This is a genomic window from Leeia aquatica, from assembly GCF_012641365.1.
Taxonomy (GTDB): Bacteria; Pseudomonadota; Gammaproteobacteria; order Burkholderiales; family Leeiaceae; genus Leeia; species Leeia aquatica.
Genome location: NZ_JABAIM010000001.1, coordinates 345,671 through 358,477, shown reverse-complemented (window position 1 = coordinate 358,477; position 12,807 = coordinate 345,671). Strand labels below are relative to the sequence as shown.

The 12,807-nt window shown below is 59.1% G+C and carries 14 protein-coding genes; 9 read left to right on the top strand and 5 right to left on the bottom strand.

Annotated features, from left to right (window positions below; genetic code table 11):
- Positions 1 to 195 precede the first annotated feature (195 nt).
- Entirely contained in the window at positions 196 to 1,137 is a 942-nt protein-coding gene (locus HF682_RS01565) for a choline ABC transporter substrate-binding protein (RefSeq protein ID WP_168875501.1), read from the top strand.
- A 48-nt stretch (positions 1,138 to 1,185) separates the two neighbouring features.
- Here the strand turns inward: HF682_RS01565 and HF682_RS01560 are convergent, their stop codons facing one another.
- The 4 genes from HF682_RS01560 to HF682_RS01545 all read right to left on the bottom strand — a co-directional run bounded on the left by HF682_RS01560 (position 1,186) and on the right by HF682_RS01545 (position 4,449).
- Entirely contained in the window at positions 1,186 to 2,670 is a 1,485-nt protein-coding gene (locus HF682_RS01560; protein WP_168875500.1) for a multicopper oxidase family protein, read from the bottom strand.
- 103 nt (positions 2,671 to 2,773) lie between these two features.
- Complete coding sequence (gene bfr, locus HF682_RS01555) at positions 2,774 to 3,238, bottom strand: bacterioferritin (protein ID WP_168875499.1); 465 nt, start codon at positions 3,236 to 3,238, stop codon at positions 2,774 to 2,776.
- Positions 3,239 to 3,343: 105 nt separating this feature from the next.
- Positions 3,344 to 3,556, bottom strand: a complete 213-nt coding sequence (locus tag HF682_RS01550; RefSeq protein ID WP_168875498.1) for a bacterioferritin-associated ferredoxin — start codon at positions 3,554 to 3,556, stop codon at positions 3,344 to 3,346.
- Positions 3,557 to 3,654: 98 nt separating this feature from the next.
- A complete protein-coding gene (locus tag HF682_RS01545; RefSeq protein ID WP_168876864.1) occupies positions 3,655 to 4,449 on the bottom strand; it encodes a thymidylate synthase in 795 nt (264 codons plus the stop codon).
- 128 nt (positions 4,450 to 4,577) lie between these two features.
- Between HF682_RS01545 and ribH the strand changes: the two genes are divergently transcribed.
- The 6 genes from ribH to HF682_RS01515 all read left to right on the top strand — a co-directional run bounded on the left by ribH (position 4,578) and on the right by HF682_RS01515 (position 9,501).
- Positions 4,578 to 5,048, top strand: coding sequence for a 6,7-dimethyl-8-ribityllumazine synthase (gene ribH, locus HF682_RS01540; protein WP_168875497.1), 471 nt, complete (start codon positions 4,578 to 4,580; stop codon positions 5,046 to 5,048).
- Positions 5,049 to 5,128: 80 nt separating this feature from the next.
- On the top strand, positions 5,129 to 5,599 hold the full coding sequence (nusB, locus tag HF682_RS01535; protein ID WP_168875496.1) for a transcription antitermination factor NusB: 471 nt from the start codon (positions 5,129 to 5,131) through the stop codon (positions 5,597 to 5,599).
- 34 nt (positions 5,600 to 5,633) lie between these two features.
- Positions 5,634 to 6,587, top strand: a complete 954-nt coding sequence (thiL, locus tag HF682_RS01530; protein ID WP_168875495.1) for a thiamine-phosphate kinase — start codon at positions 5,634 to 5,636, stop codon at positions 6,585 to 6,587.
- The gene (locus tag HF682_RS01525; RefSeq protein ID WP_240947033.1) at positions 6,580 to 7,104 is read left to right on the top strand and encodes a phosphatidylglycerophosphatase A family protein; all 525 of its coding nucleotides are present in this window, start codon (positions 6,580 to 6,582) and stop codon (positions 7,102 to 7,104) included. Before thiL ends, HF682_RS01525 begins: the two co-directional genes overlap by 8 nt.
- Positions 7,105 to 7,115: 11 nt before the next feature.
- The gene (gene zapE / locus HF682_RS01520; RefSeq protein ID WP_168875494.1) at positions 7,116 to 8,228 is read left to right on the top strand and encodes a cell division protein ZapE; all 1,113 of its coding nucleotides are present in this window, start codon (positions 7,116 to 7,118) and stop codon (positions 8,226 to 8,228) included.
- A gap of 79 nt (positions 8,229 to 8,307) precedes the next feature.
- Positions 8,308 to 9,501 carry a GGDEF domain-containing protein gene (locus HF682_RS01515; protein ID WP_168875493.1) on the top strand — a complete coding sequence of 398 codons (1,194 nt, stop codon included), beginning with the start codon at positions 8,308 to 8,310 and terminating at the stop codon, positions 9,499 to 9,501.
- A gap of 65 nt (positions 9,502 to 9,566) precedes the next feature.
- Here the strand turns inward: HF682_RS01515 and HF682_RS01510 are convergent, their stop codons facing one another.
- The gene (locus HF682_RS01510; RefSeq protein WP_168875492.1) at positions 9,567 to 10,649 is read right to left on the bottom strand and encodes a TRAP transporter substrate-binding protein; all 1,083 of its coding nucleotides are present in this window, start codon (positions 10,647 to 10,649) and stop codon (positions 9,567 to 9,569) included.
- Between the two features lie 273 nt (positions 10,650 to 10,922).
- On the opposite strand from HF682_RS01510, the gene HF682_RS01505 reads away from it, so the two are divergent.
- Both HF682_RS01505 and fdxA read left to right on the top strand, forming a co-directional pair.
- Positions 10,923 to 12,332, top strand: a complete 1,410-nt coding sequence (locus HF682_RS01505; protein WP_168875491.1) for a coniferyl aldehyde dehydrogenase — start codon at positions 10,923 to 10,925, stop codon at positions 12,330 to 12,332.
- A 132-nt stretch (positions 12,333 to 12,464) separates the two neighbouring features.
- The gene (gene fdxA, locus HF682_RS01500; protein WP_168875490.1) at positions 12,465 to 12,803 is read left to right on the top strand and encodes a ferredoxin FdxA; all 339 of its coding nucleotides are present in this window, start codon (positions 12,465 to 12,467) and stop codon (positions 12,801 to 12,803) included.
- The last annotated feature ends 4 nt before the right edge of the window (positions 12,804 to 12,807 follow it).

Below are 12,807 nucleotides of genomic sequence, written 5' to 3'. Positions count from 1 at the left end.
AATCACGGTCGCCTTGATACAAGTCAAGGTGCACCGGCATGTCACGCTATCCCTCGCAGATGGCCGTAACCGACCGCAGTTCGGTGCGGTTGTACTGATCCAGCCTGCGCCGTCTCCAGACGGTTGGGTGGAACGCCATGCACGACAACAATATCTTGCTGAATTCAGGTTAAGCACCTCACAGGAGAGTGGAAGATGAGCAAAGCACGTCAGATGTTTGTGGTTCTCAGTCTTGCAGCATGTAGTCCCATGGTCATGGCCGCCGATCCTGCGAGCTGTGAGAAAGTCCGGTTTGCCGATGTGGGCTGGACCGACATTGCCGCGACGACCGGGCTGGCCTCGACGGTGCTGGAAGGCCTGGGCTACAAAACCTCTACTACCATTTCTTCTGTGCCGGTGACGTTTGCGGGTTTGCAGCACAAGCAACTCGATGTGTACCTGGGCTACTGGAATCCAAGCCAGACCCCGATGATCGAGCCGTTCATCAAGGGTAAGCAGCTGGTGGTTCTGCCTGCACCGAATCTGGTGGGGGCCAAGTACACGCTGGCCGTGCCCAGCTATGTAGCCGCGGGTGGTCTGAAGAGTTTTGCCGATATCGGCAAATTCAAGGACAAACTGGGTGGCAAGATTTACGGTATTGAGCCGGGCAACGATGGCAACAAGCTGGTCATGGACATGATCAAGGCCAACGAGTTCGGCATGAAGGATTTCAAGGTCGTTGAATCCAGTGAGGCCGGCATGCTGGCTGAAGTGGAGCGCGCGGTGGCGCAGAACAAGTGGGTTGTGTTCCTGGGTTGGGAACCGCATCCGATGAACGTCAAGTTCAAGATGACCTACCTGACCGGCGGCGACAAGTATTTTGGCCCTAACCTGGGCGAAGCCAAGGTCTACACGGTGACTGCCAACGATTACAGTACCCGCTGCCCGAATGTCGGCAAGCTGCTGAGCAACCTGCAGTTCACGCTGCCGATGGAAAACATGGTGATGGGTTCCATCATGAACAAAACCAAGCCAAATGCAGCCGCCAAGGAATGGTTGCGCAAGAACCCGTCGGTACTGGACAAGTGGCTGGCCGGTGTGACCACACTGGATGGCAAGGAAGGCTTGCCTGCGGTGAAAAAGTCGCTGGGTCTGTAAAGCGGCGTTTTCCGGAAAAACAGGCTGCCTGGGCAGCCTGTTTTTCATTTACCCGGCGGCTTTGACCATCAGGTTGCCCATCATGCCCAGGGTTTCATGCTCCAGAATGTGGCAGTGGAACATGCGCAGGCCAGGCAAGTCCTGACGAATGCGTAGCTTGACCCGTTCTGCGTGGGTCAGGTTAACGGTATCGCGCCAAGCCAGCCAGGGCTCCGGCGTTTCCTCACCATCACGGATTCTGGAAACCAGCTGAAACTGTGCGCCGTGGATATGGAAGGGGTGGTCCATGTCACTGCCATTGATGATTTCCCACTGCTCGGTTTCACCCTGCACGCTGTAGAGGTCTATGCGCTCGGGGTCATGGCTGCGCCCATTGATCAGAAACTGGACCGGAACAGGGCCATCTGCGGCCTTTTCTGCCATCAATACGCGCTGTTCCCGTACCGGTGCGGGCAGGGGGGAGATCTGGCGTAGCAGCTCGGGCAGTGCGGGCGTAACAACTGCCTGGCCATGTGGAACCAGCTGCATCAGCGGCAAGGATTGGGTCTGTTCACGGCCGACCATCTTGCCGCGGGCATACGGCAGCGCTTGCAGAGTATAAGGAGAACTGGGGGTGGCGGGAAGGCGAACGACCACCTCGGCCCGCTCTGCCGGGGCCAGATGTAGCTGCTGCAACGACTGCGGGCGCTCAATCAGGCCGCCGTCGGTGCCGACTTGATACCAGCTCGCTCCGGGCAAGGCCAGACGGAGCTGACGGGCACTGGTGGCATTCCAGATGCGCAGTCGAAGCAGGCTGCCGGGTGCAACATGGAGCTGGGGGCGCAACTGACCATTGACCAGAACGAACTGGCCCTCGCGGCCATCCAGCCAGTCAGCAGCGGTATTGGCCGGGATACGGGCATCCGCATCCAGCCGCAGGTCGCTGATCAACAAGTGATGCTCTGGCAGGTGGGCCAGTGGGTCGTTGGGTTGGCGTATGATGAAGGCGCCAGCCAGGCCGCGAAACACCTGCTCGGCGGTATGATGATGCGGATGGGGGTGGTACCAGCATGTGCCGCTGAAATCGGCGGGCAAGGTAAAGCGATAACGACGCTGACCACCGGGAGCAACAGCATCCTGTGGCAAGCCATCCTGATCGGCTGGTACCGGCAGGCCATGCCAGTGAATGGTGCTGGGCTGCGGCAAGCGGTTTTCAAAGTGCAGATCTAGGGTGCTGCCTGCGGCAACGTCAATCAATGGCCCCGGTAGCTGACCATTGTAAGCCCAGAAGAGGGTGTCCTTTCCGGCTAGTAACTGCCGGGTGTGAGGGGCAGCGATCAATTGGCCTTGCAGCGTGCCATCCGGTGCGGTAGTCAGTGGCAGACGCGGCAAGGACTGTAATGGTTGGCCGGCTGGAAGCGGGAGGTCGGGGGCGACAAACTGCGCAACATCGCCAACCATGGGGCGGCCATGATGAGCAATGGCCATTTCCTCAGCATAGGCCAGTGTGGCCCAACTGGCGCTGGCCCCGAGCAGGAATTGACGACGATCCATGTACCCCCCATGACGTGATCTGCAATTGAAAACGGCTGAATACCCTGTTAGGGTATCCAGCCGTGCAAAGGTTCCCTTGCCGCAGTCCGCTACGGCAAGGCTTTTACATCTGGGACTGCAGGTAGTTGGGCAGACCAACCTGATTGATCAGTTCCAGTTGGGTTTCGATCCAGTCGACATGCTCTTCTTCGCTTTCGAGGATGTCTTCGAACAATTCCCGGGTGACGTAGTCTTTCACCGTTTCACAGTAGGCGATGCCTTCCTTCAGCGTCGGAATGGCATCCAGCTCCAGCTTGAGGTCACACTGCAGCAGCTCAGGCACGTTTTCACCAATATAGAGCTTGCCCAGCTCCTGCAGATTGGGCAGGCCTTCGAGAAACAGGATGCGCTCGATCAGTTTGTCGGCGTGCTTCATTTCGTCGATAGACTCGTGATACTCGTGCTCATCCAGTTTTTTCAGGCCCCAGTTGCGACACATGCGGGCATGCAGGAAATACTGATTGATGGCGGTCAGCTCATTTTTCAGCGCCTGATTGAGAAACTGGATGACTTTGGCATCGCCCTTCATGATGGTGTCCTTTGCTGTCTGAACGGCGTGATTACGCCTTGAGGAAGGTATCAGCAAAAGGATAGACGCTTGCTTTGCTGAAAGCAAGGTCGCGGGGAGGAGGCGTCAGGCAGCAGTCGTCAGCCAGATGACCTGTCGTTCACTTTCTTTACGGCGTGCCAGACCTTCCAGCAGCAAGGCGCGCGCATCAGGTGCGCATTTTCCACAGCAAGACGCTACGCCCAATGTCATGCGCAGCTCCCGCATGCTGCTGACACCGTCAGCGACAGCCTGGCTGATCTGACGATCGGTAACCGCTTTGCAAATGCAAACGTACATGGCGATTGCTGGCCTGATTGAGAATCAATGACGTAATGATAACAAATCTCGTTAATACTGCAAGCGAAAAAATCCCGCCAGTCAGGCGGGATGATGGCTTATACCGCGACCGGGGCCTTGATGGCGGGCCACGGGTCGTAGTTCTCGAGCGTGAAGTCCTCAAAGCGGAAGGCGAACAGGTCGTTGACCTCCGGATTGAGCCGCATCACCGGTAAAGCCTTTGGACTGCGTGCCAGCTGTTCCTCCACCTGCGACAGGTGGTTCAGGTAAATATGGGCGTCGCCCAGGGTATGGATGAACTCACCGGCTTGCAGCCCGCACACCTGTGCCACCATCAGGGTCAGCAAGGCGTAAGAGGCAATATTGAAAGGCACCCCCAGGAACAGATCGGCACTGCGCTGATAGAGCTGGCAGGAAAGGCGGCCCTCTGCTACGTAGAACTGGAAGAAGGCATGGCAGGGCGGCAGTGCCATCTGATCAATCTGGCCCACATTCCAGGCGGATACGATCATGCGGCGTGAATCCGGGTTGCTGCGCAGTTGCTGCAGCAACTGGCTGATCTGATCAATATGCTGGCCATCCGGGGTGGGCCAGCTTCGCCATTGATAGCCATATACCGGCCCCAGCTCGCCATCTTCACGCGCCCATTCATCCCAGATGGAGACGCCGTTCTCTTGCAGGTAGCGCACATTGGTGCTGCCTTGCAGGAACCAGAGCAGCTCATGAATGATGGACTTCAGGTGCACTTTCTTGGTGGTCAGCAGCGGGAAACCTGCGGCCAGATCATAGCGACTCTGGTGACCGAATACCGACAAGGTGCCGGTACCGGTGCGGTCGGTCTTGCGGTGGCCGTGGGCCAGGACATGACGAAGCAGGTCATGGTAAGTCTGCATGAAGTCACCCTCATCTATAACAGCTGCCCAGTATACCTCAGCCTGCGGGTGAAACTGCCAGACGCCGCCGAGTGAGGTGGGGTTCATGGTATAATGCCCAATTATCGTCACGAAATGAGGCAATGGTCATGGCACGCAATGCAGCCATCCAGGAACTGGAGCCGCAGCTGAATGGCGCGGGTTTGCGCATCGGCATCGTCATGAGCCGTTTCAACACCGAGGTCTGCGAAGGCCTGTTGTCGGCATGTACCCATGAGCTGACCCGCCTGGGTGTGGCCAGTGAACACATTACCCTGGCGACGGTACCGGGCGCGCTGGAAGTGCCACTCGTCTTGCAGCGCATGGCACAAAGCGCTCGCTTTGATGCCCTGATCGCGCTTGGTGCGGTCATTCGGGGTGAAACCTATCATTTCGAGCTGGTGGCCAACGAGTCGGGCCAGGGCGTGACACGCGTGGCGCTGGACTACGATATTCCGGTGGCCAATGCCATCCTGACCACGGAAACCGATGAACAAGCCGAAGTCCGCATGGCCGAGAAGGGCAGCGATGCCGCTCGCGTTGCGGTGGAAATGGCGAACCTGCTCAAGCGACTCGCCTGAGCCTTCTGATAACCTGAACCCGCTCGTCCGGGCGGGTGGTGGCACCCACAGCCGTGGGTGCTGGCAAGAAAGCGGATACCATGAGCCAACCCCAAAAGAAAAGTGCACGCCGCCGCAGTCGCGAGCTGGTGGTGCAGGGCCTCTACCAATGGCAAATGACCCAGCACGATGCCATGCACATCGAGCTGAACCTGCGCGATGAAACCGACGAGTTCAACCGTTGCGACATTCCGCTGTTCAAATCCCTGCTGAGCGGGGTGATTGATCAGGTGGAAACCCTGCAACAGCAGGTGACCCGCTATCTGGATCGTCCCTACGAAGACATCAGCCCGGTTGAAAAGGCGGTATTGCTGCTGGCAACCTATGAGTTTTGCCATCAGGCAGAAATTCCCTACCGGGTGGTGATCAACGAAGCCATTGAACTGGCCAAGACGTTTGGCGGTACCGATGGTCACAAATATGTCAACGGTGTGCTGGACAAGCTGGCCGCAGAACTGCGCGCGCCGGAAGTTGCCGCTGGCCGCGCGCCGCGCAAGACCGACCCCGCCTGATACGACGAGACCCCTACCGTGGGCACCCCCAGCCATGAGCGGTGAGTTTGACCTGATCCGGCGTTATTTCACCTGGCCCGCCCACAATGCGGTGCTGGGTGTTGGCGATGATGCAGCCTTGCTGCAGCCCTCGCCGGGCCAGCAACTGGTGGTGTCGGCTGACATGCTGGTGGCGGGGCGTCATTTCTTTGCGGATACTGACCCGGTTCGCTTGGGCCACAAGGCGCTGGCAGTCAATCTGTCGGATATGGCCGCCATGGGTGCGACCCCGCGCTGGGCCATGCTGTCGTTGGCTTTGCCTGAGGTGGATGAAGGCTGGTTAGGTGGCTTCTCCCAAGGGTTTCGCGCACTGGCAGAGCAGCATGCGGTCAGCCTCATTGGCGGGGATACCACCTGCGGGCCGCTCAACCTGTCCATTCAGATCATGGGAGAGGTGCCACCGGGGCAGGCCCTGCGGCGTGATGGTGCGCAAGCGGGGGATGACCTGTGGGTGAGTGGCACGCTGGGCGACGCCGCGTTTGCCTTGCAATCGCTGCTGGGCAAAGTGCGGTTGACCCCGGTTGAAGCCAGCATGCTTTGCCTCCGGCTGGAGCAGCCGCAACCCCGGCTGGCGCTCGGTACCGCTTTGCGCGGGCTGGCCAGTGCCGCGCTGGACGTCTCGGACGGGCTGGCGGGTGACTTGCGCCATCTGGCTCATTGCTCGGGCCTGCAGGCGGTGGTGGAGGTGACGACGGTGCCGGTATCCGAGGTGGTGCAGGTCTTGTCCCCCCACCCGCTGTACTGGCAGTGCGTGCTGGCGGGTGGCGATGACTATGAGTTGTGCTTTACAGCCGCCCCGCAGCACCGGGAGGCGTTGTCGGCGTTGTCCCGTCAGCTGGGTTTGCCGTTGACCCGGATCGGTCACATGCAGGCCGGTAACGGTGTGCAATGGCAGGAGGGCGGCCAACCGGTAGACTGGGAGCTGCAAGGATTTGACCATTTTGCCTGAGTCCGTCCAGCCCTCCCTGCGCCGCGTACCGGACTGGCGCTTGCTGCTATCCCATCCCGCTCATTTTCTCTCCCTGGGCTTGGGTAGTGGCCTGATGCGACCTGCGCCGGGTACCTGGGGGTCATTGGCGTCCTGGCCCTTATACCTGCTGATGGCACACTGGCTGACGCCCATGCAGATTGTCTGGGCCTGCTTGCCGCTGTTTGTGCTGGGCGTGTTTTGCTGCGCCCGTACCGGCAAAGCACTGGGGGTAGTGGATCACGGCGCCATCGTATGGGACGAGATGGTGGCCTGCTGGCTGCTGTTTGCATTGACGCCCGCTGCCCTGTGGAGCCAGCTACTGGCCTTGCTGCTGTTTCGCCTGTTTGACATCAGCAAGCCATGGCCGATCCGCTGGCTGGACGCGCGCATGAAGAACGGCTTTGGCGTGATGCTGGATGACCTGCTGGCCATGCTGTTTGCCTGGGTTGTGCATATCCTGCTTTGGCCTCGTTTGCTTCCCTTGTTGCCCCACTGACGAAATCCGGTATGTCTCAGCACGCCTTTACCCCTTCTCCCTATCAGTCGCCCCGCGAGTGGTACCAGCAAGCCTTGCAGATGCGGGGTTTTCAGGCGGATGATGCCCAGGCTGCAGCCATCGACCGGCTGGAGCAGCTGTATCAGGCTTTGCTGGTGTTCAAGAAAAAACGGCACCGGCCCTTGGCCATGCTGCTGCCTGACCCCGCGGTGCCACGCGGTGTATATCTGTGGGGCGGGGTGGGGCGGGGCAAGAGTTTCCTGATGGATGCGTTCTTCAGCTGCCTGCCCTACAAGCGCAAGCAACGCATTCATTTTCATCACTTCATGTTCGACCTGCATGCTGAGCTGCGTGAACTGCGCGGCAGCGACGACGTACTGTTGCAGGTGGCAGACCGGATCGCCCGCAAGTACCGGGTGATCTGCTTTGACGAGTTCCATGTCTCGGATATTGCGGATGCCATGCTGTTGGGGCGTTTGCTGGAGGCGCTGTTCGAGCGCGGGCTGGTGTTTGTGATGACCTCCAACTACCCACCCGATGGCCTGTATCCAAATGGCTTGCAGCGGGAGAATTTCCTGCCCACCATCGCACTGCTGAAACAGCAGCTGGATATCCTCAATGTGGACAGTGGCCGGGATTACCGGATGCGCAGCCTGACCCGCGTTGCCACCTACCTGACCCCGGCGGGTGAATCGGCAGATGCCGAGCTGGGCCGGGTGTTTGACGATGTGGCCACCGGGCGTGATGACAAACCGGCGCTGAGCATTGAAGGGCGTACCGTGACGGCCCGACGTGCAGCGCCCGGCGTCGTGTGGTTTGACTTTGCGGCCCTTTGCCAGACCGATCGCTCACAGGTCGATTACCTGCAATTGGCGCGCAGTTATCATACCGTGCTGCTGTCCGGTGTGCCGCAAATGGGCGAGAACATGCATAATGCGGCGCGGCGGTTTACCTGGCTGGTGGATATCTGTTATGACCAACGGGTAAAGCTGTTCATGTCGGCGGCGGTACCTGCTGAGCAACTCTATCCTGAAGGGCGTTTTGCCAACGAGTTTGTCCGTACTGTCAGCCGTCTGCAGGAGATGCAAAGCAGCGAATATCTGGCTTTGCAGCATCTGGCGTAAGCGGATGCCTTGTGGCTGGCTTTGCGGGGGGACTATAATGAAAATTACATTGTACTAAACCGGAACGGGTGCCTTACTCATGCTGAATGAAGACAATCTGGCCTCGGAGTTGCCACGCATCCTGATCGTGGACGATTCACGGATGGTGCGCGCTTCGCTGCGCAAGCATCTGACAGGGCACTATGATCTGGTTGAAGAGGCGGATGGCGAAGCCGCCTGGACCCGCCTGCAGCAGGATGCCTCCATCCGCCTGATGATCAGCGATGTGTCCATGCCCAAGCTGGATGGTCACGGTTTGCTGCAGCGGATCCGGGCGTGTGACCTGCCAGCCTTGCGCAGCTTGCCGATCATCATCATCTCCGGTGATGAGGATGATGCCGCCAAGCAACATGCGGCGGATCTGGGGGCGAATGACTTCATCACCAAGTCTACCGATCAGGTGGAGTTGCTAGCGCGGATCAAGGGGAACCTGTCCCGTATCGAAGCCGAGAAACAGCTGCGCACGGCCCAGCAAACCATCGAGTTTGCAGCGACCACGGATCCGGTGACCGGCCTGTTTACCCAGAACTATGTGATCCGCCAAGGGCAGAAGTTCATGGCCTATGCCCGTCGGCATGACGAGCCCGTGGCGGTGCTGGCCATCGGGCTGGATCGTTTTGACGAGTTGACCCAGCGCTACCCGGATGTGGTCTGCAACAAGATCCTGCAGATGTTTGGCAAGATGCTCTCCGCCAAACTCCGTGGCGAGGATGTGGTGGCACGCTGTGAAGACCAGTACTTTGCCATTGCACTGCCAAACACCAGCCTGAATCAGGCCATCATTGCCGCTGAGCGGGTTTGCCAGGCCACTGCCGGTGCCAAAATCACCTACCGGGGTGATGTGATCAAGCTGTCGTGCAGCATTGGCCTGGCGTGCAGTTCCCAGGCGGTGGAGCATGATTTTGAAGGCCTGCTGGCGCTGGCCTCAGCCCGGCTGGGCATGGCACAGGATCAGGGCGGGAACTGGATCGAAGGGCAGGCCATTCCGGAGAACATGCCTGCGCCGACGGCCTCTGCTGTCCTGGAAGACAGCAGCATGGATGTGCTGGACATGCCGGCGCAGTACAACGTGGAGCAGGCGCTGGAATTGATCCGGGATGGCCGCCACACCGAGGTGCTGGTGGTTCTGCCGGCGCTGATGAAGGAGCTGCTGCCGCTGCTGGAGCTCGGCAGTGCCTACTTCCAGCTGGACTGGTCGATGGATTCCCTGCGGGAGCAGCTGGGAGAGTCGTAAAGCCCTTCGCCTGCTGACCCACAAAAAACCCCGCGCTGGCGGGGTTTTTTGTGGGTTGTGACCGCTTACTTCTTGCTGCTGTACATGACATCTTCCATCGTCCCTTCAGCCAGGCGGAACCAGCCGTGCTGCAGGGTGCGGAATTTCTTCCAGTCATCGTAGATTTTCTTGAACTTCGGATTTTTGGCGGCTTCTTCCTCATACAGCTGGAAGGCTTCCTTCTGGGCGGCGGACAGAATGTCGTGCGGGTAGGCTCGCACCTTGACGTCGTTCTGGATCAGGCGCACCAAGGCTTGCGGGTTTTTGGCATCGTATTCTGCCATCATCAACACATTGGCCTCTGCAGCGGCTGCTTCAAAGGCTGCCTGATAATCCTTGGGCAGTTTGTTCCATTCGTTGATGTTCACATAGAACGACACCTGCGGGCCCGGCTCCCACCAGCCCGGGTAGTAGTAGTTCTTGGCGACCTTGTAGAAGCCCAGCTTTTCATCATCATAAGGCCCCACCCATTCGGCGGCATCAATGGTGCCTTTCTCCAGCGCCGGGTAAATATCGCTCCCCGGAATGGCCTGAGGTACGGCGCCCAGTCGTCCCATGATCTCGCCACCCAGGCCCGGAATACGCATCTTCAGGCCTTTGAGGCTGTCCAGCCCTTTCAGCTCACTGCGGAACCAGCCGCCCATCTGCACCCCGGTATTGCCGCCCGGGAAGTTGATGATGTTGTATTCCTTGAACAGTTCGCGCATCAAGGAGAGGCCATTGCCAAAGTACATCCAGGCATTTTGCTGGCGCGCGGTCAAGCCGAAGGGGATGGCCGTATCAAAAGCAAACGCCTTGTTCTTGCCCAGATAGTAATAGCTGCAGGTATGGCCGCACTCGACGGTGCCTTGCTGCACCACATCCAGCACCTGATTGCCGGGTGCAATCTCGCCGCTGGCAAAACAGCGGATCTCAAACTTGCCACCGGTCAATTGCTTGACACGGGCAGCCAGGGTTTCTGCGCCGCCGTAGATGGTATCCAGTCCCTTGGGGAAGCTGGAAGCCAGCCGCCATTTGATGCTGGGGCCGTCTGCTGCAACTGCGGCGCTGCCAACGCCCGCTGCTGCAACGCCAACGCCTGCTTTCTTCAGAAATGACCGTCTTTCCACAGTGCTCTCCTCGATGAATTTTGTTGTATCAGGTGCGATGGATACCAGTAAAGGCATAGCCTATGCGGCAGCGTGCTCATTGTAGGGTCTGGTGCGGCATTGTATGCCGATCCAAAGGACAGTCGTGCATTGGGGATTTCCCCAGTTTCTGCCGAGAATGGACATTCACTAAATAATTGACTGGCAGTCATAAAGGCGCAACAATGATTTTGCGCAGTATGCGCAGGGCAGTCTAACGGACAACCGCATCGTGCAGGAGGTAGAGTGGACAGCATGTCAGGAGCACCATTGCTGGATGTACACGCACCATTCCAGCACATGCACGCATTGAGCCGTAGCCAGCCCACCCCGGATTTGATGGCGCGGCGGCAGGGACTGAAGCGACTGGAAGCAGCCTTGCTGGCACATCAGCAAGGGCTGCAGTATGCGATTTCACAGGATTTTGGCGGGCGTTCGCCCCATGAAACCCAGCTGCTGGAGCTGTTCCCCACGCTGGATGGCATTCGCCACACCATGAAACACCTCAAGCGCTGGATGCAACCAGAGCGTCGCTCAACCGGACTATGGCACCTGCCGGGCAGCAACCATGTCTATAAACAGCCTTTGGGGCTGGTAGGCATCATCGTGCCGTGGAATTACCCCTTGTTTCTTTCGGTGGGGCCCTTGACTGCGGCACTGGCGGCGGGCAACCGGGTGATGCTCAAGCTCTCCGAATTCACCCCTGCCTTTAATGCCTGTCTGCGGACGGTGCTGGCCGATTGTTTTCCTGAAGACCAGGTCCGGGTGGTGGAGGGCGATGCCGGACTGGCTGCAGCGTTTGCATCGCTGCCGTTTGACCACCTGCTGTTTACCGGCTCGACCGCCGTTGGCCGCAAGGTGATGGCGGCGGCCGCCGCCAACCTCACGCCCGTAACGCTGGAGCTGGGTGGAAAGTCACCGGTCATCGCGGGCGACGATCTCGATGTTGAAACGGTGGCCCGGCAGTTGATGTTTGGCAAGTGCGCCAACGCAGGGCAGACCTGTGTGGCACCGGACTATCTGCTGCTGCCCCGCAAGTGGCTGGCGAGCTTCCCTCAGGCCGCCGAGCAAGCGGTGCGCAGCCTGTACCCGGTGCTGGCAAGCAATACGGATTACAGCCATATCATCAACGCTGCCCATCACCAGCGTTTGCAAGGCTATCTGGACGATGCGCTCGCCAAAGGCGCGCGTGCCGTGCCTTTGCATGACGAAGACGGCCTGACGCCAGGGCAACTGGTACCGACCGTGCTGCTGGGGGTCACGGACGAGATGCGGGTGATGCAGGAAGAAATTTTTGGTCCCATCCTGCCGGTGATCCCCTACGATGATCTGAGTGAGGCCATTGCCTTCGTGAACGCCCGGCCACGACCGCTGGCCCTGTATTTCCTGGGCAATCGCGCTGCAGACCGGCAGCGCATCCTCGTCGAAACCTGTTCCGGGGGCGTGACATTCAATGACACCATGCTCCATGTCGGCCAGCATGACCTGCCCTTTGGTGGTGTGGGGCCTTCCGGCATGGGGCATTATCACGGTCATGAAGGTTTCCTGACCTTCAGCAAGCTCAAGCCGGTTTACACCCAGCGCCGGTGGAATGGCCTGGCGCTGATGAAACCGCCGTATGGTCCACGCTTTGCACGCATCATGCGGTGGATGTTGCGCGCCTGACAGGCGACTTGATCATGCTTGCTATATAGCGTGGCGGTTTTTTCTCATAAGCAAACGGCAGGGCGTGGGGGCGGGGCCTCTGTTAAAATTGGCTCATAGCGCCAAGTGGCGGTTTGTTGATCTGAGGAAGCCATGACCTACGTAGTGACCGAAGCCTGTGTCCGTTGCAAGTACACCGACTGTGTAGACGTCTGTCCGGTGGACTGTTTCCGGGAAGGACCGAATTTTCTGGTGATCGACCCGGAAGAGTGCATCGACTGTACCTTGTGTGTGGCGGAATGTCCGGTGGAAGCCATCTATGCCGAGGATGACGTGCCACCCGGCCAGGAAGCATATATCGAGCTGAATGCCGAGCTGTCCAAGCACCCCAACTGGATCCCGATCATTGAGAAGAAGGATCCGCTGCCAGACCATGCTGACTGGGCCAATGTCAAAGACAAGCTGCAGTATCTGGACCGTAACGACAGTTGATCCA

Excerpts from the sequence above, each read along its gene's own strand:
- HF682_RS01565 (WP_168875501.1), top strand. The coding sequence starts at position 196 with ATGAGCAAAGCACGTCAGATGTTTGTGGTTCTCAGTCTTGCAGCATGT.
- HF682_RS01560 (WP_168875500.1), bottom strand. The coding sequence starts at position 2,670 with ATGGATCGTCGTCAATTCCTGCTCGGGGCCAGCGCCAGTTGGGCCACA.
- bfr (WP_168875499.1), bottom strand. The coding sequence starts at position 3,238 with ATGAAGGGCGATGCCAAAGTCATCCAGTTTCTCAATCAGGCGCTGAAA.
- HF682_RS01550 (WP_168875498.1), bottom strand. The coding sequence starts at position 3,556 with ATGTACGTTTGCATTTGCAAAGCGGTTACCGATCGTCAGATCAGCCAG.
- HF682_RS01545 (WP_168876864.1), bottom strand. The coding sequence starts at position 4,449 with ATGCAGACTTACCATGACCTGCTTCGTCATGTCCTGGCCCACGGCCAC.
- ribH (WP_168875497.1), top strand. The coding sequence starts at position 4,578 with ATGGCACGCAATGCAGCCATCCAGGAACTGGAGCCGCAGCTGAATGGC.
- nusB (WP_168875496.1), top strand. The coding sequence starts at position 5,129 with ATGAGCCAACCCCAAAAGAAAAGTGCACGCCGCCGCAGTCGCGAGCTG.
- thiL (WP_168875495.1), top strand. The coding sequence starts at position 5,634 with ATGAGCGGTGAGTTTGACCTGATCCGGCGTTATTTCACCTGGCCCGCC.
- zapE (WP_168875494.1), top strand. The coding sequence starts at position 7,116 with ATGTCTCAGCACGCCTTTACCCCTTCTCCCTATCAGTCGCCCCGCGAG.
- HF682_RS01515 (WP_168875493.1), top strand. The coding sequence starts at position 8,308 with ATGCTGAATGAAGACAATCTGGCCTCGGAGTTGCCACGCATCCTGATC.
- HF682_RS01505 (WP_168875491.1), top strand. The coding sequence starts at position 10,923 with ATGTCAGGAGCACCATTGCTGGATGTACACGCACCATTCCAGCACATG.
- fdxA (WP_168875490.1), top strand. The coding sequence starts at position 12,465 with ATGACCTACGTAGTGACCGAAGCCTGTGTCCGTTGCAAGTACACCGAC.